The 17,295-nt window shown below is 73.8% G+C and carries 16 protein-coding genes; 7 read left to right on the top strand and 9 right to left on the bottom strand.

Annotated features, from left to right (window positions below):
- Positions 1-82 precede the first annotated feature (82 nt).
- A complete protein-coding gene (gene miaB, locus ACFV4G_RS30850) occupies positions 83-1,618 on the bottom strand; it encodes a tRNA (N6-isopentenyl adenosine(37)-C2)-methylthiotransferase MiaB (RefSeq protein ID WP_380445403.1) in 1,536 nt (511 codons plus the stop codon).
- 94 nt (positions 1,619-1,712) lie between these two features.
- On the opposite strand from miaB, the gene ACFV4G_RS30845 reads away from it, so the two are divergent.
- Positions 1,713-2,732 carry a TAXI family TRAP transporter solute-binding subunit gene (locus tag ACFV4G_RS30845; RefSeq protein WP_380445402.1) on the top strand — a complete coding sequence of 340 codons (1,020 nt, stop codon included), beginning with the start codon at positions 1,713-1,715 and terminating at the stop codon, positions 2,730-2,732.
- A gap of 31 nt (positions 2,733-2,763) precedes the next feature.
- Here ACFV4G_RS30845 and ACFV4G_RS30840 read toward each other — a convergent pair whose 3' ends face one another.
- Positions 2,764-4,191 carry a sensor histidine kinase gene (locus tag ACFV4G_RS30840; protein WP_380445401.1) on the bottom strand — a complete coding sequence of 476 codons (1,428 nt, stop codon included), beginning with the start codon at positions 4,189-4,191 and terminating at the stop codon, positions 2,764-2,766.
- Between the two features lie 6 nt (positions 4,192-4,197).
- Positions 4,198-4,950 (bottom strand): response regulator transcription factor, encoded by a 753-nt coding sequence (locus ACFV4G_RS30835; RefSeq protein WP_380445400.1) that lies wholly within the window; start codon positions 4,948-4,950, stop codon positions 4,198-4,200.
- A gap of 422 nt (positions 4,951-5,372) precedes the next feature.
- On the opposite strand from ACFV4G_RS30835, the gene ACFV4G_RS30830 reads away from it, so the two are divergent.
- The 6 genes from ACFV4G_RS30830 to ACFV4G_RS30805 all read left to right on the top strand — a co-directional run bounded on the left by ACFV4G_RS30830 (position 5,373) and on the right by ACFV4G_RS30805 (position 10,752).
- Complete coding sequence (locus ACFV4G_RS30830; RefSeq protein ID WP_380445399.1) at positions 5,373-6,128, top strand: amino acid ABC transporter ATP-binding protein; 756 nt, start codon at positions 5,373-5,375, stop codon at positions 6,126-6,128.
- A 121-nt stretch (positions 6,129-6,249) separates the two neighbouring features.
- Positions 6,250-7,149, top strand: coding sequence for a glutamate ABC transporter substrate-binding protein (locus ACFV4G_RS30825; RefSeq protein WP_380445398.1), 900 nt, complete (start codon positions 6,250-6,252; stop codon positions 7,147-7,149).
- Between the two features lie 45 nt (positions 7,150-7,194).
- Positions 7,195-7,845 carry an amino acid ABC transporter permease gene (locus tag ACFV4G_RS30820; RefSeq protein ID WP_380445397.1) on the top strand — a complete coding sequence of 217 codons (651 nt, stop codon included), beginning with the start codon at positions 7,195-7,197 and terminating at the stop codon, positions 7,843-7,845.
- Positions 7,842-8,693: an amino acid ABC transporter permease gene (locus ACFV4G_RS30815; protein ID WP_380445396.1), complete on the top strand. Its 852-nt coding sequence runs from the start codon at positions 7,842-7,844 to the stop codon at positions 8,691-8,693. The genes ACFV4G_RS30820 and ACFV4G_RS30815 overlap by 4 nt, the downstream gene beginning before the upstream one ends.
- A 140-nt stretch (positions 8,694-8,833) precedes the next feature.
- On the top strand, positions 8,834-10,573 hold the full coding sequence (locus ACFV4G_RS30810) for an FAD-dependent monooxygenase (protein WP_380445395.1): 1,740 nt from the start codon (positions 8,834-8,836) through the stop codon (positions 10,571-10,573).
- Positions 10,570-10,752: a hypothetical protein gene (locus ACFV4G_RS30805; protein ID WP_380445394.1), complete on the top strand. Its 183-nt coding sequence runs from the start codon at positions 10,570-10,572 to the stop codon at positions 10,750-10,752. The genes ACFV4G_RS30810 and ACFV4G_RS30805 overlap by 4 nt, the downstream gene beginning before the upstream one ends.
- A 191-nt stretch (positions 10,753-10,943) precedes the next feature.
- Here ACFV4G_RS30805 and ACFV4G_RS30800 read toward each other — a convergent pair whose 3' ends face one another.
- From ACFV4G_RS30800 to ACFV4G_RS30775, 6 genes are all read right to left on the bottom strand, one after another.
- Positions 10,944-11,960 (bottom strand): RecX family transcriptional regulator, encoded by a 1,017-nt coding sequence (locus ACFV4G_RS30800; protein ID WP_380445393.1) that lies wholly within the window; start codon positions 11,958-11,960, stop codon positions 10,944-10,946.
- Positions 11,961-11,967: 7 nt separating this feature from the next.
- Positions 11,968-13,086 carry a recombinase RecA gene (gene recA, locus ACFV4G_RS30795; RefSeq protein WP_380445392.1) on the bottom strand — a complete coding sequence of 373 codons (1,119 nt, stop codon included), beginning with the start codon at positions 13,084-13,086 and terminating at the stop codon, positions 11,968-11,970.
- A gap of 259 nt (positions 13,087-13,345) precedes the next feature.
- Entirely contained in the window at positions 13,346-14,488 is a 1,143-nt protein-coding gene (locus ACFV4G_RS30790) for an AI-2E family transporter (protein ID WP_380445406.1), read from the bottom strand.
- Between the two features lie 186 nt (positions 14,489-14,674).
- Positions 14,675-14,869 (bottom strand): DUF3046 domain-containing protein, encoded by a 195-nt coding sequence (locus ACFV4G_RS30785; protein ID WP_359964912.1) that lies wholly within the window; start codon positions 14,867-14,869, stop codon positions 14,675-14,677.
- A 43-nt stretch (positions 14,870-14,912) separates the two neighbouring features.
- Positions 14,913-15,467, bottom strand: coding sequence for a GNAT family N-acetyltransferase (locus tag ACFV4G_RS30780; RefSeq protein ID WP_380445391.1), 555 nt, complete (start codon positions 15,465-15,467; stop codon positions 14,913-14,915).
- 104 nt (positions 15,468-15,571) lie between these two features.
- Positions 15,572-17,149 carry a S8 family serine peptidase gene (locus tag ACFV4G_RS30775; protein ID WP_380445390.1) on the bottom strand — a complete coding sequence of 526 codons (1,578 nt, stop codon included), beginning with the start codon at positions 17,147-17,149 and terminating at the stop codon, positions 15,572-15,574.
- Positions 17,150-17,295: the final 146 nt, after the last annotated feature.

Here is a 17,295-nt window from a genome sequence, read left to right as displayed (position 1 = left end):
GCCGGCCCGGGCCGCCGCCCCCCCCCCCCCGGCCCGCCCCCCCCCCCCGGGGGGGCGGGGGGGGGGGCGGGCGGGGCGGGCGTCAGTCCCCGCAGCAGCCGCCCGCCGGGGCCGCGAGCGGCAGCGCCGCCGGGGCGCCGACGGTCGGCAGGCCGAGCATCACGCCGGCCGGCTTGGCGGCGGGCTTGGCCTGGCGCTTCTCCCACGCGTCGCCCGCGCGGGTGCGGCGCACGGCGAGGGCCGGGCCCTCGGCCAGCAGGTGGTGCGGGGCGGCGTAGGTGATCTCGACGGTCACCACGTCACCCGGGCGCACCGGCTCGGCGGGCCGCGTGCTGTGCTCGTCGTTCAACCCTCGAAGCCTCGGGTTGAAGTGCACGAGGCGGTTGTCGGGGGCGCGTCCGGAGAGGCGGTCGGTCTTGCCGTCCTTCTTGCCCTCGCCCTCGGCGACCAGGATCTCCAGCGTGCGGCCGACCTGCTTCTTGTTCTCGTCCCAGGAGATCTCCTCCTGGAGCGCGATGAGCCGGTCGTAGCGGGCCTGCACGACGGCCTTCGGCACCTGGTCCGTCATCTCCGCGGCCGGGGTGCCGGGGCGCTTGGAGTACTGGAAGGTGAACGCGTTGGTGAAGCGCGCCTCGCGGACGACGTGCATCGTCTCCTCGAAGTCCTCCTCGGTCTCGCCGGGGAAGCCCACGATGATGTCGGTGGAGATGGCCGCGTCCGGCATGGCCTCGCGGACCTTGCGGATGATCCCGAGGAAACGGTCCTGCCGGTACGAGCGGCGCATCGCCTTGAGGACGCGGTCCGAGCCGGACTGCAGCGGCATGTGCAGCTGGTGCATCACGTTCGGCGTCTCGGCCATCGCGGCGATGACGTCGTCGGTGAAGTCGCGCGGGTGCGGGGAGGTGAAGCGGATCCGCTCCAGGCCCTCGACCTGGCCGGCGGCGCGCAGCAGCTTGGAGAAGGCCTCGCGGTCGCCCAGGTCGGAGCCGTAGGCGTTGACGTTCTGGCCGAGCAGGGTCACCTCGATGACGCCCTCGTCCACCAGCGCCTCGATCTCGGCGAGGACGTCGCCGGGGCGGCGGTCCTCCTCCTTGCCGCGCAGCGCGGGCACGATGCAGAAGGTGCAGGTGTTGTTGCAGCCGACCGAGATCGAGACCCAGGCGGCGTAGGCGGACTCGCGGCGGGTGGGCAGCGTGGAGGGGAAGGTCTCCAGCGACTCCAGGATCTCGACCTGGGCCTTCTTCTCGACCGCGGCCCGCTCCAGGAGCGCCGGCAGGTGGCCGATGTTGTGGGTGCCGAACACCACGTCGACCCAGGGGGCGCGCTGGACGATGGTGTCGCGGTCCTTCTGCGCGAGGCAGCCGCCGACGGCGATCTGCATGCCCTGGTTGCGGCCCTTGGCCGGCGCGAGCTGTCCGAGGTTGCCGTACAGCTTGTTGTCGGCGTTCTCGCGCACCGCGCAGGTGTTGAACACCACCAGGTCCGGGTCGCCCTCGGGCCCGGCCTTGACGTAGCCCGCCTCCTCCAGCAGCCCGGACAGGCGCTCGGAGTCGTGGACGTTCATCTGACAGCCGTGCGTGACGACCTTGTAGCTCTTCAATCCGCTCTCACCGCTCACCAGACCAGGGTACGGGCACGCGTGAAGGGCTTTTTCACGGACGGCGGCCCCGCGGCCCCTCCCGTTCTGCCGGGGCGCCTGGCACTATCCCTGCATGACCCCCACCGTTCCCTCACGTCCGGGCGCCGTGCTCCGCGCGGCCGCCCGAAGCCCGCTGTGGCGGACGGTCCTGGTACTGGCCCTGCTGCTGGCGGGACTCGGCGGGTGGTGGCTCTCGGCGGGCCGCTCGCCCGGCTACCCGCGCGGGGAGACGCACTTCGCGACGGGCGTGCAGCGCGGGGTCTACGACCGGTACGGGCAGCTGCTGCAGGCGCACGTCGCCAAGTCGATGCCCGGGGTACGGCTGGCGCTGGACAACACCGACGGCTCGGTCGAGAACCTGAAGCGGGTGGCCGACGGCCGGGACCAGTTCGCCATAGCGACGGCCGACGCCGTCGCCGACTACCAGGGGCCCGGCAAGGACCGGCTGCGGGCGATCGCCCGGCTCTACGACGACTACCTCCAGCTGATCGTCCCGGCCTCCTCGCCGGTCCAGCGCACCGCCGACCTCAAGGGCCTGCGGGTGGGCGTGGGCCTGCCGCAGTCCGGGGTGAACCTGGTGACCAGGCGGCTGCTGACCGCCGCCGGCCTGGACCCGGACCGGGACATCAAGGGCGTGCCGGACGGGGTCGGCGACGCCGCCGACGACCTGCGCGAGGGCAGGGTGGACGCCTTCTTCTGGTCCGGCGGCCTGCCCACCAGCGCGCTGACCGACCTCTCCGACCACGTCCGGATCAGGATCGTCCCGCTGGCCGACCTGTCCGAGCAGCTCCACAAGGCCGAGGGCGGCGGCACCGACGCCTACCGGGCGGCCACCATGCCCAAGGGCACCTACCCGAACGCCGAGCCGCAGGACGCCGTCGCCACCGTGGCGGTGCCCAACCTGCTGATCACCCGGGACGACGTCGACCCCGGCCTGGTCCAGGGCATGACCGAGGCGGTGATCGACAGCCGCGACCAGATCGGCGCCCAGGTCCACGCCGCCCAGCTGGTCGACCTGCGCACCGCCGTGTACACCGACCCGCTCCCCCTCCACGAGGGCGCGATGCGCTACTACCGCTCGGTCAAGCCCTGACCTGGCGCGTCCGCGACCACTGCTTCCCCGACTACTGCTTCCCCGGGCGGGGCACGGCCAGGGTCACCGCGAGCCCGGTCGGCTTGACCGGGGCGAAGCCGAGCGAACCGCCGCCCGCCAGCAGCAGGGTGCGGGCGATCGACAGGCCGAGCCCGGAGCCGTCCACGTTCTGGTGCCGCGGGCTGCGCCAGAACCGGTCGCCCGCCCGGGAGACCTCCTCCTCGGTGAGGCCCGGCCCGGCGTCGCTGACCGTCACCGCGACCTCGTCGCGCCGCACCGCGACCCGCAGCCGCACCCGGCTGCCCTCCGGGGAGAACTTGAGCGCGTTGTCCAGGACCGCGTCCAGCGCCGAGCCGAAGCCGATCGGGTCGGCCATGCCGAGCGCGAGCGCCGGGCCGTCCCAGCGCAGCTCGATGCCGCGCTGCACGGCCACCGTCCGCCAGGCGTCGACCCGGGCGAGGGTGAGCGCGGCGAGGTCGGTCGGCTCGGGTTCGGGGCGGGCGTGCTCGGCGGTGGCGAGGCCGAGCAGGTCGTCCAGCACCCGGGCCAGCCGGGCGCCCTCCTCGCGGACGACGCCCAGCTCCTCCTCGTGCCCCTCGGGCAGTTCCAGGCCGAGCACCTCGACCCGCAGCAGCAGCGCGGCCAGCGGGTTGCGCAGTTGGTGGGAGGCGTCCGCGACGAAGGCCTTCTGCTGGTCCAGGGCGAGCACGACGTGGTCGGCCATCTCGTTGAACGAGTGCGCCAGCCGCTGCAGTTCGGGCGGGCCGCCGCCGGGGGCGACCCGGGCGTTCATCCGGCCGGTGGCGATGTCGTGGGTGGCCCGGTCCAGGGTGCGCACCGGGCGCAGCACCCACTCGGTGAGCCGGACGGCGAGCAGCACGGCGACGATCATCGCGGCGGCCTCGCCGGCCCCGATCACCAGCCAGCTGTGCAGGATCCGGGTGCGCAGCGCCCCGGTCGGCGACTCGCTGAGCACCACGGCGACGACGTCGCCGTCGCGCACCACCGGGGCTGCGACGATGACCGTGCGGTCACCGGTCCACGGCCAGACCTGGGGCGGGTTGTGGCTGCGCCGCCCGTCCAGCGCCTCCTGGAAGGCCTGGGCGCCGGAGCCGCCGGAGGGCACCGTCCAGTTCTTCGGCGCGGCGGCGATCGGGACGCCGTCGCGCTGGAAGATGCCGAGGCGCACGCCGTACAGGTCGTAGTAGCGGGCGACCTCGGCGTCGATCGCGTTGCGCCGGCTGAGGTCGCCGGGGGCGGGCCCCGGGTCGCCCTTGCGCGCCGCGTCCGAGGTGCCGGAGGTGGGCAGGTCCTGGGCGAAGCGGGCGGCGTCGTCGAGCCGGTCGACGACCACCTTGGTCTGCTGGGCCGCCGCGACCGCCGCCGCGAGCGGCAGCCCGAGGGCGGCCAGGACGCAGACCATCAGGGCGAGCAGGATGCCGAGCAGGCGATTACGCACGTACGGTCAGTGCTCCGCGCCGGCCGGGGGCGCGTCCGGGGCGGCCGCCGGGCACTCGGGGATCAGCCGGTAGCCGACGCCGCGCACGGCCTCGACCAGGCCGGGCAGGGCGAGCTTGTTGCGCAGCGAGCCGATGTGGACCTCCAGCGTGCGGCCGTTGCCCTCCCAGCCGCTGCGCCACACCTCGCTGAAGATCTGCTCGCGGCGGTAGACCACGCCGGGGCTCTGGGCGAGCAGCGCGAGCAGGTCGAACTCCTTGCGGGTGAGCGGCACGTCGCGGCCGTCCACGCTGACCCGGCGGCGCTCCCGGTCGATCCGTATGCCGCGGGACTCCAGCGGACCGCGCTGCTGCGGGACCGCGTCGGGCGCGGCTGGCGAGGCGGCGGAGGGCGCGGCGCCGCGGCGGGCGACGGCGTGGATGCGGGCGAGCAGTTCGCCCATGTCGTACGGCTTGGTGACGTAGTCGTCGGCGCCGAGGTTGAGGCCGTGGATCCGGGAGCGGATGTCGGCCCGGGCGGTGACCATGATCACCGGAACGCCGCTGCCGGCCCGGATCCGGCTGCACACCTCGAAGCCGTCGCGGTCGGGCAGCCCGAGGTCGAGCAACACCACCCGGTACGGCTCGTTGCCGTCCGGCACCAGCGCGTCCAGGGCCTCGTGCCCGCTGCGGGCGTGCCGGACCTGGAACCCGTGCCGTCCCAGCACCGCGACCAGCGCGGCGGCCACGCGTTCGTCGTCCTCGACGAGCAGTAGTCGCATGTCTCCTCCTTCCCCGTTCCCCGACGTCTCCAGGGGCCCCGGGGACTCCCCCGGGCGGTGATCACCGGGGCCGCTCGGTCGGTCCCGGTCCTGCGCAGTATGGGCCAGCGGGCCGCCGGACGCCAGGTTCGGCCGCGCGGCGGGGCCCCGCGGGACGCACCGCGCGGGCGCCGTCCACGTCAACCGTGCCCCGATCGCGGCCGGACGAACAGCTTGCGAGCGCCGTGTGGCCGTTTCGTGATGCTCAAGTTCCGCTCAGATCGGCTGACGAGGCATCGTCACGGCTCCTATGGTCGGCCCACCGGGGGCTGCGGCTCCGCCGGCTGCGGCCCCCGGATTTCGTACCACCATTGCAGCCCAAGGGAGTTCAGACTTCGCGCGGGCCGAACGAGAGAGCAGGCGCGATGACCGGGAATCCGATCATGGACTCGAAGTCCGCAGCCGCTCCGCTGGTCGTGCTGGACGGCGTGAACAAGCACTACGGCGCCCTCCACGTGCTCCAGGGCATCGACCTGCGGATCACCCAGGGCGAGGTCGTGGTGCTGATCGGGCCCTCCGGATCGGGCAAGTCCACGCTCTGCCGGACGATCAACCGGCTGGAGACCATCGACTCCGGCACCATCACCATCGACGGCCGCCCGCTGCCCGCCGAGGGCAAGGAGCTGGCCCGGCTGCGCGCCGAGGTCGGCATGGTGTTCCAGAGCTTCAACCTGTTCGCCCACAAGACCGTGCTGGAGAACGTGGTCATGGGCCAGGTCAAGGTGCGCAAGGTGGCGCGCCCGCAGGCCGAGAAGACGGCCCGGGAGCTGCTGGAGCGCGTCGGCGTCGGCGCGCAGGCGGACAAGTACCCGGCCCAGCTGTCCGGCGGCCAGCAGCAGCGCGTGGCGATCGCCCGCGCGCTGGCCATGAAGCCGAAGGTGATGCTCTTCGACGAGCCCACCTCGGCCCTCGACCCGGAGATGGTCAACGAGGTGCTGGAGGTCATGCGCCAGCTGGCCGCCGACGGCATGACGATGGTCGTGGTCACCCACGAGATGGGCTTCGCCCGCTCCGCCGCGAACCGGGTGCTGTTCATGGCCGACGGCAAGATCGTCGAGCAGAACACGCCGGACGCCTTCTTCACCGCACCGCGCTCCGAGCGCGCCAAGGACTTCCTCTCCAAGATCCTGCACCACTGACGCTCCGCCTCCCCCGGAAGGCCGGCCCGCCAACGGCGCCGGCCGGCCCGCCCCTGCGCACAACTTCCAGACGCCAGAGCCCGGTTGACCCCGTGGCCCAGCCCCCAGGAGAACAACCCTCATGAGGACTCGTCGCACCCTCGCCGTCGCGCTCTGTGCCGTCGCGCTCACCGCCACCGCCGCGTGCGGCAAGGACGGCTCGCCCGACGCCGCCGCCACCCCCAGCGGCGCCCCCGCGCTGCCGACCTACACGGTCAAGACCGACGTCAAGATCGACTCGGCGGTGCTCGCCGAGGCCCACAAGCGCGGCCAGCTGATCATCGGCGCCAAGGCCGACCAGCCGTTCCTCGGCTGGGAGGACGTCGCCAGCGGCGACCGCAGCGGCTTCGACATCGAGATCGCCAAGATGGTCGCCGCCGACCTCGGCTTCACCCCGCAGCAGATCAAGTGGCAGACGCTGGTCTCCTCGCAGCGCGAGCCCGCCATCGCCAAGGGCCAGATCGACTTCTACGTCGGCACCTACAGCATCAACGACGAGCGCAAGAAGTCGGTCTCCTTCGCCGGCCCGTACTACATCGCCGGCCAGGACCTGCTGGTGAAGGCCGACAACAAGGAAATCACCGGCAAGGACGCGGTCACGGGCAAGAACGTCTGCACCGCCACCGGCTCGACGTCCATCAAGAACATCCAGCAGTACAACCCGAAGATCACGCAGTTCGACACCTACTCGGCCTGCGTCGAGAAGCTGCTGTCCGGCGAGGTCGACGCCGTCACCACCGACGACGCGATCCTCAAGGGCTACGCCTCCAAGTACAGCCCCAAGCTCAAGGTGGTCGGCCAGCCGTTCACCCAGGAGAAGTACGGCGTCGGCCTCAACAAGGACGACGCGGCCCTGCGCAACGCCATCAACGACTCCATCAAGGCGCACCAGGACAACGGCGACTGGAAGAAGGCGTACGACGCGACCCTCGGCCTCTCCGGCTCCGCGGCGCCCACCCCGCCGGCCCTCGAGCGCTACTGATCCACCCGCCCGATTCCTTACCGCTCCTGAGAGGAGGGCCGCCGGATGGGTTTCCTGTTCGAGGACGGCAACTTCACGCTGTTCCGCGACGGCTTCCTGCAGACGATCGAGCTGAGCGCCCTCAGCGCGCTGCTCGCCCTGCTGCTGGGCACCCTGCTGGCGGCCTTCCGGGTCTCCCCGGTCCCGGTGCTGCGCGCCTTCGGCACCGGCTGGGTGACGATCTTCCGCAACACCCCGCTGACCCTGCTGTTCTTCGCCGTCGAGTTCGGACTGCCCGCGCTCGACGTGCACTTCGAGCACCTCACCTTCGCGACGCTGGCGCTCGGCGGGTACACCGCCTCGTTCGTCTGCGAGGTGCTGCGCTCGGGCATCAACACCGTGCCGCTCGGCCAGGCCGAGGCCGCCCGCAGCCTCGGCATGACCTTCGGCCAGACGCTCACCCTGGTCGTCCTGCCGCAGGCCGCCCGGACCGTGCTGGCCCCGATGAGCAGCGTGTTCATCGCCCTGCCGAGGAACTCGGCGATCGCCGGCGCGTTCAGCGTCGGCGAGCTGTACAGCGCGCAGCAGACCTTCTCCGAGCGCGGCTACTCGATCTTCTCGATCTTCTTCTGGGTGGCCTGCGCCTACCTGGTGATCAGCGCCGTGATCGCCACCCTGTTCCGCATCCTGGAGTCCCGACTGGCGGTGGCCCGATGAACAGCCCCTTCACCCGCGGCTCGACCGCCAGCGTCCTGTACGACGCCCCCGGTCCGAAGGCCCGCACGCGGTACCGGCTGTTCGGCGTGCTGGCGTTCGTCGCGATCGCCGGCCTGCTCTGGTACGCCGTCACGGCGCTGTCCGACAGCGGCCAGTTCGACGCCGGGCTCTGGGACGTCTTCCAGTACAACACCATCCAGCAGCGGATCCTGGACGGCCTGCTCTCCACCCTGGAGGCCTTCGGCCTGGCGGCGCTGTTCTCGCTCACCCTCGGCTCGCTGCTCGCCGCCGGGCGGCTGTCCGACCACAAGCCGGTGCGCTGGGTGTGCACCGCGATCGTCCAGTTCTTCCGGGCGATGCCGCTGCTGATCCTCATCGTCGCGCTCTACTACGCGTTCTTCGCCAAGGACCCGATGTGGGCGCTGGTGCTCGGCCTCACCCTCTACAACGGCGCGGTCCAGGCCGAGATCATCCGCAGCGGCGTCAACGCCGTCCCCCGGGGCCAGTCCGAGGCGGCGTACGCCCTCGGGATGCGCAAGACCCAGGTGATGGCCGGCATCCTGGTGCCGCAGGCGGTCCGCTCGATGCTGCCGACGATGATCGGCCAGCTGGTCGTCACCCTGAAGGACACCTCGCTCGGCTTCGTCATCACCTACCACGAGCTGCTGTTCGTCGGTAAGGCGATCGCGAGCCAGCCGATGAACGCCGCGGGCTTCCCCTACATCCCGGTGGTCCTGGTGATCGGTCCGATCTACGTCGCGATGTGCCTGTTGCTCACCGCGCTCGCCCGGTGGATCGAAGCACGCGGCCGTCGCGGCGCGAACCGGCGCACTTCGGCTGCTGCTTGACGGACACGCAGGTGAACTGTTGCATTGCTCTTCGTGACACCTCCCGGGAGCTTCCACGCGGCATATGACGCCAGCCTGACGGCCTGCCCATGCCCGGCCTTCCGGGCCCGAACGGTCCACCCCCGCCCGGAGGGCCCGGCATGGACCCGGTGATCGTGGTCGGGGCCGGACCGGTCGGTCTGGCCCTGGCCCTCGCGCTCGCCCGGCACGAGGTGCCGACCGTCGTCCTGGACGAGGGCTCCGGGCTCTGCCCCGAGGGCCCGCGCAGCGTCGTCCTCGGGGCCGACTCCACCGCCTTCCTCACCCGGATCGGCTACCCCCGGGCCGTCTCCGACTCCGCCCTCTGGGACTCCTTCGCCATCTGGCGGCGCCGCCAGGAGGTGCTGCGGATCGACCTCACCGACTCGCCCGCCTTCCACCTGCCGCAGCACCGCCTCCAGCGCGGCCTGCGCGACGCCCTCACGGGCACCCCGCTGGTCAGACTCGTCCCGCTCAGCCGCGTCACCGAGCTCGTCCAGGACCGCGACGGCGTCAGCGTCCGCACCCACGGCACCCAGGACGGCTCCAGCACCTGGTGGCGCGGCAGCCACCTGGTCGGCTGCGACGGCGCGCGCTCCACGATCCGCAAGCTCCTGAAGATCCGCTTCCCCGGCCGCCCGGCCGTCGACCGCAACGCCATCGCCACCGTCCGGGTCGACCTGCCCTTCGACGGCGCCCGGCTGCACCGCGAGCCGCCGTGGCGCGGCGACCGCGAGGCCTCCGCCCGCCCCCTGCCGGACGGCGTCTGGCGGCTCGACTGGCGCCTGCCGCCCGGCCGCCCGGCCGCCACCGAGCAGGTCGACCCGCACGCCACCTGGCCCGGCGTCGTCACCGGCGACACCCTGCTCAACCGCGTCACCGCGAGCCTCACGGGCTGGTGCGGCGAACTCCCCCGCTTCGAGCTGCTCGCCGCCGCCGACCACACCGCCCAGCAGCGCCTCGCCGCCCGCTTCCGCAGCGGCCGCTGCTTCCTCGCCGGCGACGCCGCCCACCTGCACGGCGCCCTCGGCATGCAGAACCTCGCCGACGGGCTGCGCGACGCCGACAACCTCGCCTGGCGGCTCGCCCTCGCCTGGCACCTCCACTCCGGCGGCCCCCAGCCCGGCGGCTCCCTCCTGGACGGCTACGAGGCCGAGCGCCGCGGCGCCGTCGGCGCCCGGCTGCGCGCCGTCGACCAGTCCATGCCGCTGCTGCGCCCGCTGCGCGGCTGGCAGCAGACCCGGCGCTCGCTGCTCGTCGGCGGCTTCCGCAAGCACGCGCCGCTGCTCGCCGACGGCCAGCTCGGCACCGGCCGCTTCGGCGGCGCGCCCGCCTACCCGGCGGCGCCCTCGGGCGTCCCCGGCCGGGTGCCGGTCCAGCGCGGCGCGCGCACCACCACCTCGCTCAGCGAGCTGCTGCCCGCCACCGCCCCCGGCGTGCTCGTGCCCGACCTCCCGGTGCTCTCCGCCGACGGCAGCCCCGACCACCTCCACGCCCGGCTCGGCTCGACCTTCCTGCTGCTGCTCGTGGCCCCCGGCACCGCCGTCTGGTCCGCCGAGCACTGGCTGGGCGCCGGGCTGATGCCCCGGCTCGCCGAGGTCGCGAACGCCCTGCCTGTCCCGGCCGAGGTGCTCGTCGCCGAGGAGTACCCGGACGCCGGCCCGCACACCGTGCTGCTGATCCGGCCGGACGGGCACCTCGTCGGCGTCACCCAGGGCGCCGCCGCCGAGGACCTGCTGGCGCTCGCCGACCGGGCCCGGGGCGGCCCGGCACCGCTCACCGGCGCGGCCGAGCCCGAACCCGAGCCGGCCCCGGAGGCCGTCCCCGAGCGGCTCGACCCCTCTGCCGTGCCACCTCGGTGACCCGGCTCTCCCGGACCACCGTCACCCGGATCCGCCCCGGGTGGGTCAGCTCCTCGGACACCCGCCGGGCGACCTCCCGGGCGATCAGCCCGGCCCCGAGGTCGTCCACCGCCTCCGGCCGCACCATGACGCGCACCTCGCGCCCGGCCTGCACGTTCCGCCGCTACGAGACCCGGTAGCGCAACGCCCCCGGGGTGCGCACGAGTTCGGGGTGCTCCCGCCGCCCCGGACGGCCGACAGCACGTCCTCGCCGACCCGCACGCAGCCCTGCTCGATCTCCTCGCGGCTGCACCGGCACCCGCTCCCCTCGGTCACCACGCCCGGTGCGCGTCCTCCGGTTCGATGCGGTGCGCCGGGCCCCCGAGGCAGCTCAGTCGTCGGCTTCCGCGTCCTCTTCCTCGATGGCCGCGCGCACCACTCGGAAGGCCAGCCCCTCGGAGTAGCCGCGCCGGGCCAGCACGCCGACCAGCCGCCGCATCCGGGCCTGCGGCTCCAGCCCGCGGGTGCTGCGGAGCTTGCGGTCGACGAGGGCCCGGGCGGCCTCCGTCTCGTCGTCATAGTCGAGCTGGGCCACGGCCTGCTCGACCAGGTCGGCGGCCACGCCCTTGGTCCGCAGCTCCTGGGCGAGCGCCCGCCGCGACAGGCCCCGGACGGCGTGCCGGGACTCCACCCACGCCGCGGCGAAGGCCGCGTCGTCGATCAGCCCGACCTCTTCGAGCCGGGTGAGCACCTGGTCGGCGACGTCCTCCGGGATCTCCCGCTTGCGCAGGGCGTCGGCGAGCTGCTTGCGGCTCTTGGCGGTGCCGGTGAGCAGCCGCAGGCAGATGTCGCGGGCGCGGCTCTCGGGATCGGCGTGCTCCTCGGCCCGGGCCCGCTTCGGCTCGCGCGGCCGGGCCTGCTCGGCGTCCGGCTCGGTGCGTCGGCGCCCAACCGACCGGCCACCCGCCCGTGTGCTCGTCCGCCCGCGTGGGGCGGAGGCGGCCGCACCCCCGTGACCGGCCGCCTCCCGGTAGTCCGCCGGTTCCGCGCGGTCCGCGTGCTCCCCGTACCCGTCGGCGTCCTCGGCCAGCGCCGAGCGACGGCGCCGCCGGCCGGTGGGCAGCTCGGAGGCGGAGACCAGCCCGAGCCCGTCGGACAGCCCCTCCGCCGGACCCGGTCCGGGCGCCGCGCCGCGCACCGCCCGGACCGGCGCCCGGTCGAACTCCGGCTCAGCGCCGGATGCCCCTCGCGCCGCCGAACGCGGCTCCCGACGGCGCCGCGGCCGGACCGGGCCGGTCGCCGACGGCTCCGGACCGGGCTCTTCCGCCACGGCGGCGAACCAGTCCGGCGGCCCGTGGTCGTCGTCCGGCGACGCCGGGCCGGCGCCGCCCACCTCGTCGTGCTGCATCAACGGCTCAGGCCTTGGCGGCCGCCGCCGTCTTCTTCGCCGCGGCCGTCTTGGCGGCGGCCGCGGTGATCGGCTTGGCGGCGCCGTCCGCGGCGGCGGTGTCGGCCGCGCCCTCGGCGGGCTCCTCGACCTTCGGGCCGATGCCGAGCTTGCCCTTGATCTTCCGCTCGATCTCGTCGGCGAGCTGCGGGTTGTCCCGCAGGAAGTTGCGGGCGTTCTCCTTGCCCTGGCCGAGCTGGTCGCCCTCGTAGGTGTACCAGGCGCCCGACTTGCGGATGAAGCCGTGCTCGACGCCCATGTCGATCAGGCCGCCCTCGCGGCTGATGCCGACGCCGTAGAGGATGTCGAACTCGGCCTGCTTGAACGGCGCGGCGACCTTGTTCTTGACCACCTTGACGCGGGTGCGGTTGCCCACCGCCTCGGTGCCGTCCTTCAGGGTCTCGATCCGGCGGATGTCGAGGCGGACGGAGGCGTAGAACTTCAGCGCGCGGCCACCGGTCGTGGTCTCCGGCGAGCCGAACATGACGCCGATCTTCTCGCGGAGCTGGTTGATGAACACGGCGGTGGTGTTCGACTGGTTCAGCGCACCGGCGATCTTGCGCAGCGCCTGGCTCATCAGACGGGCCTGCAGACCGACGTGCGAGTCGCCCATCTCGCCCTCGATCTCGGCGCGCGGGACGAGCGCGGCGACCGAGTCGATGATCACCAGGTCGATCGCGCCGGAGCGGATCAGCATGTCGGTGATCTCCAGGGCCTGCTCACCGGTGTCCGGCTGGCTGACCAGCAGGGCGTCGGTGTCCACGCCGAGCTTCTTGGCGTAATCCGGGTCGAGCGCGTGCTCCGCGTCGACGAACGCGACCGTGCCGCCGGCCCGCTGGGCGTTGGCCGCCAGGTGCAGCGTCAGGGTGGTCTTTCCGGAGGACTCGGGGCCGTAGATCTCGACCACCCGGCCTCGGGGGATGCCACCGACCCCGAGGGCGACGTCCAGGGCGGTGGACCCGGTGGAGATCACGTCGATCGGCTCGTTGGCCTTCTCGCCGAGGCGCATCACCGAGCCCTTGCCGAACTGTCGCTCGATCTGGGCGAGTGCGGTCTCTAGGGCCTTCTCGCGGTCCGTACCTGCCATGGCCTTTTCCTTCGGGTTCTGTGCTGTGCGCTTCATCGTCCTCGACGCTAGCGCGTCCCACTGACAAACGAGCCCGACCGGGCTCCGCCTGTGGAAAACTCCTCGCCGGAGAGTACAAAGAACATCTGTTCGATTCAAGCGTCGCACGCCACCGGGGGCGCGCACCGAACCCCGCCCGCCCCTCCCGGTGCGACCGGAACGGATTCAGCCCCGTTCGATTCCGTTCGATTCCACGGGGCTCCGGACGGGCCGGTCCGGCTCAGCCCGCCTCGTCCGACCCGCCGCCGACCATCCGCCGCAGCCGGCGCGCCGCCTCCCGGCGCAGCTCGCGCCGGGCCCGCCGCTGCTCGCCGCGGTCGATCCGCGGGTCGGTCGCCACCTCGTAGCGCCGCACGTACGTCCCGACGAAGCCCTGCAGCGTGGCCGCCGCCGGGATGGCGATCAGCGCGCCGACCGCCCCCAGCAACGCCGCGCCCGCGATCACCGCCCCGAACGCCACCGCCGGGTGCACGTCCACCGTCCTCGCGGTGATCCTCGGGTGCAGCAGGTAGTTCTCGACCTGCTGGTACACCACCGTGAACACCAGCACCCACAGCGCGTCCACCGGTTCCACGGTGAGCGCCACCAGCACCGGCAGCGCGCCCGCGAGGTACGTCCCGATGGTCGGCACGAACTGCGACATGACGCCGACCCAGATCGCCAGCGCGGCCGCGTACGGCAGGTCCAGCAGCGCGAACATCACCCAGTGCCCGGCGGCCGACACCACCGCGAGCAGCGCGCGCGAGTACAGGTACCCACCGGTCTTGGCGAGCGCGATCTCCCAGGCCCGCAGCACCTCGCCCTGCTTGGCGGGCGGCAGCAGCGAGCAGACCGTCCGCCGGACCCTCGGGCCCTCGGCGGTGAAGTAGAAGGTGAACAGTCCGACCGTGAAGGCCTGGAAGAGGCCGCCGATCACGGTGGAGGACAGGCCCCAGACGTTGTCGGCGGCCTGCTGGGCGTAACCCTCGATCGTGCCGGAGTCCTTGAGCAGCTTCTTCTGCAACTCGCCCAGCGAGACGTCCTGGTGGAACGTCCCGTTGAACCACGTGATCAGGTTGTCGACCAGGTGCGGCAGGTCCCCCGCGATCTTCGCGACCTGGTCCACCAGCAGCGTGCCGAGCGCCGCCAGGAACCCGAGGACGGCGACCGCGACCGCGACGAACACCAGGAACGTCCCGACGCCCCGACGCACCCCGCGGGCGGCCATCCGGTCGACGGCCGGCTCCAGCGCGAGCGACAGGAAGAAGGCCACCAGGAGCATCACGAAGAGGTCGATGAGCTGGCGGAACGCCCAGTCCGCGAGCTGGAACAGGCCGAGCAGGACGAACGCGAGCACCATCGCCCTGGGCAGCCAGCGCGGCATCCCGCCGCCCCAGAGCCCGCCGCCCCCGTCCGCCGCCTTGGCCGACGTCTCGGCCGGCACCTCGGCCGGCCTGTCCGAATTCTGGTGTTCTGTGTCACTTGTCACCGGGACAGTCTGTCCCATCGGCCCGGCGGCGGAGGCCGGTTCGGCGACATCCGGCCGTCGTCCGGGGGACGGCGGAGCCGCTCAGCGGAGCAGCGCGGAGACCCCCTGGGTCTCGCAGACCGCCCGCCAGACGTCCTTGGCCTCCCAGCCCGCGTCCAGCGCCTGCCGGACCGTCCGGCCGCCGAGCTCGCTCATCACGTGGTCGGAGGCGAAGGACTCCGCGTACGTCTCCCCGAAGTGCTCGTACATCCGTCGCCAGAACTCCGTCAGCCTCATGCCGTCCAGTATCCCGGACCGGCCGCCGGAGCCCCCGGGCGCGTCAGCCCCGCCACCGCGCCCGCTCCAGGGCGTACTCGACCTCGCCGTGCTCGCTGCCGGGGATGGCCTCCGGGTGGTCCTCGTGGAAGGTCCGGACGTACGAGAGGCCGCTCTTCTCCATCACCCGCCGGGAGCCCGCGTTGACCGTCATCGTGTACGCCACCACCCGCTCCACGCCGAGTCCGGTGAAACCGCGGCGGACCAGCGCCCGCGCGCCCTCGGTCGCGTACCCGCGCCCCCAGGCGGCCCGGCGCAGCCGGTACCCGAGCTCGACCTCGCCGCGCTCGCCCGCCACCGTCGGCCGGAACTCGAACCAGCCCAGGAAGGCCCCGCCCGCCCGCTCCTCCGCAGCCCACCAGCCCAGGTCCCCGTAGCGCTCGTAGTGCGCGAGGTAGAGCGGCAGCAGCTCGCCCTCCACGACCTCCCGCGGCGTCGGCCGGCCGCCGGTGAGGTGGCGCATCACCTCGGGATCGCCGTCCAGCTCGACCAGGTGGTCCGTGTCCGCGGCGGTGAAGCGGCGCAGCACGAGCCGTTCGGTGGCGAGGAATGCGGTCATGCCCCGATCCTCGCCCGCCGGCGCTCGTCCGTCACCCGCTTTTCCGGGCCGCGACGGGCACCGCCCGGGCCGCGACGGGCGCCGCCCGGTCCGCGGGAGGAGCGCTACCGCGGCAGCGCCAGCAACCCCGCGCCGAAGTACTGCCGGTCCCCGCACGCGTACGGCCCCGGCGGGCAGGCGGCCGCGGCCGTGGTGGCCAGCAGGGCGGCGAGTCCGGCCGAGCCGTAGTCCGGGTGGAGCGCGGCGGCCACCGCGACCGCACCCGTCACGTGCGCGGCCGCCATCGAGGTGCCGGCCAGCGCCGCGTACTGCCCGCCGGGCCAGTCGGAGACGATCGCGCCCTGCGGCCCGCCGTCCGGGTCCCCGCCGGGCGCGGCCAGCGAGACCCTGCCGCGCCCGTAGTTGGAGTACGCGGAGGGGCGGCCGTCCCGGTTGACGGCGGTGACGGTGACGACGCCGGGCAGCTCGCCGGGCAGCCTGACGCATTCGGTACCAAGGTGGCGGGACTGCGCCGGGCCGGAGACCCGGTCGTTCGGACTGCGCTCGTCCGTCCTGGCCGCGCCGAGGTCCTGCCCGTCGTTGCCCGCCGAGGCGACGACGACGGCGCCCTTGCGCTGGGCGTAGGCCGCGGCCCGGCCGACGGCGGCGATCAGCGCGGCCTGGTCGCGGTCCTCCGGGCAGTTGTACTTCCACGGGTCGGCGAAGTAGCTGTTGTTGATCGCCCTGGCGCCGTGGTCGGCGGCCCACAGCATGCCGCAGACGATGTTCTCCGCGTAGTACTGGCCCAGCGGCCCGAGCAGCCGGACGGCGGCGATCCGCACGCCCGGCGCGACCCCGGTGACGCCCCGGCCGTCCCGGACGGCGCCGACGATCCCGGCGACGTGGGTGCCGTGCCCGCTCTCGCCGACCCCGGGGTCGGGCCGCCAGGAGCCGGTGCGCGGGTCGGGGCGCCCGTCGGCGCACGAGGCGGAGGCCTTGGGGTCGACGGCGGTCCTGAGGTCGGGGTGGGTGTCGTCGACGCCGGAGTCGAGCACCGCGACGAGCACCTTGTGCAGCGCCTCCGGCGCCGGCCCGGCGGGCCCGGCCGGCGCGGCGGTCGCGTCGCCGCCCCCGGCGCCGGGGGCGCCGAGCATGGTGAGGTTCCAGCCGTCGTGCTCGGCGGGGTCGGGCACCGTGAGGGTGGTGTCCTCCTGCCGCTCGGACAGTTCTGCGGTGTCGGTCCCGCCGGAGCGCTCCGCCCCGCCCGACCGGTCCGCGCTGCTGCGCCCGGCGCGTTCGGTGCCGGCCGCGAAGTCCCCGGCGCCGTCCAGCGGGCGCGGCGGGCCGACCACCGGCGCGGTGCGGGTGGCCCCGACGGCGGCGATCCCGGGCCTGGCCCGCACCTCGTCCGCGAAGCCGCCGGGGGCGTACGCCAGTACGGCCCCGATCTGCGGGTACTCCTGGACGACCTGCCCGCCCGCCGCGCGGGCCTCGGCCCCGGCCAGGGCCGCGCCGGCGGCGTCGTCCCGTCCGGCCAGCACCAGGTAGCTGAGGTAGACCCGGCCGCTGCCGGACACGTACGGCACGGCGCCGCCGACCACGAGCGCGGTGAGCAGCATCGCCAGCAGGACCCGGACGGGCCCGCGGGCCCCGCGGCGGGGGGCGCGGACGGGACCTGTTCCGGACGGGTTCACCTGCGCCATCGCACGGTCTCCGCTCGTCGGTCCCGCGGGCGCGCGGGTGATCATGGGCTGGAATCATCACCATATGAGCGGATTGTCTTTTTTGCTCCTTTAACTACACCTCCTTTCGCTGCACCGCCCACCGCACCGCCCCACCCACCCGGCGC

The organism is Kitasatospora sp. NPDC059747 (genome assembly GCF_042732955.1).
Classification (GTDB): domain Bacteria; phylum Actinomycetota; class Actinomycetes; order Streptomycetales; family Streptomycetaceae; genus Kitasatospora.
Note: the sequence above shows the minus strand (reverse complement) of the source record. Positions and strands in the feature narration are given on the sequence as shown.

What these genes read in the sequence shown, in the direction of transcription:
- ACFV4G_RS30845 (WP_380445402.1), top strand. Translation starts at nt 1,713, where the DNA reads ATGACCCCCACCGTTCCCTCACGTCCGGGCGCCGTGCTCCGCGCGGCC.
- ACFV4G_RS30835 (WP_380445400.1), bottom strand. Translation starts at nt 4,950, where the DNA reads ATGCGACTACTGCTCGTCGAGGACGACGAACGCGTGGCCGCCGCGCTG.
- ACFV4G_RS30830 (WP_380445399.1), top strand. Translation starts at nt 5,373, where the DNA reads ATGGACTCGAAGTCCGCAGCCGCTCCGCTGGTCGTGCTGGACGGCGTG.
- ACFV4G_RS30825 (WP_380445398.1), top strand. Translation starts at nt 6,250, where the DNA reads ATGAGGACTCGTCGCACCCTCGCCGTCGCGCTCTGTGCCGTCGCGCTC.
- ACFV4G_RS30820 (WP_380445397.1), top strand. Translation starts at nt 7,195, where the DNA reads ATGGGTTTCCTGTTCGAGGACGGCAACTTCACGCTGTTCCGCGACGGC.
- ACFV4G_RS30815 (WP_380445396.1), top strand. Translation starts at nt 7,842, where the DNA reads ATGAACAGCCCCTTCACCCGCGGCTCGACCGCCAGCGTCCTGTACGAC.
- ACFV4G_RS30810 (WP_380445395.1), top strand. Translation starts at nt 8,834, where the DNA reads ATGGACCCGGTGATCGTGGTCGGGGCCGGACCGGTCGGTCTGGCCCTG.
- ACFV4G_RS30800 (WP_380445393.1), bottom strand. Translation starts at nt 11,960, where the DNA reads ATGCAGCACGACGAGGTGGGCGGCGCCGGCCCGGCGTCGCCGGACGAC.
- recA (WP_380445392.1), bottom strand. Translation starts at nt 13,086, where the DNA reads ATGGCAGGTACGGACCGCGAGAAGGCCCTAGAGACCGCACTCGCCCAG.
- ACFV4G_RS30790 (WP_380445406.1), bottom strand. Translation starts at nt 14,488, where the DNA reads ATGCCGCGCTGGCTGCCCAGGGCGATGGTGCTCGCGTTCGTCCTGCTC.
- ACFV4G_RS30785 (WP_359964912.1), bottom strand. Translation starts at nt 14,869, where the DNA reads ATGAGGCTGACGGAGTTCTGGCGACGGATGTACGAGCACTTCGGGGAG.
- ACFV4G_RS30780 (WP_380445391.1), bottom strand. Translation starts at nt 15,467, where the DNA reads ATGACCGCATTCCTCGCCACCGAACGGCTCGTGCTGCGCCGCTTCACC.
- ACFV4G_RS30775 (WP_380445390.1), bottom strand. Translation starts at nt 17,149, where the DNA reads ATGGCGCAGGTGAACCCGTCCGGAACAGGTCCCGTCCGCGCCCCCCGC.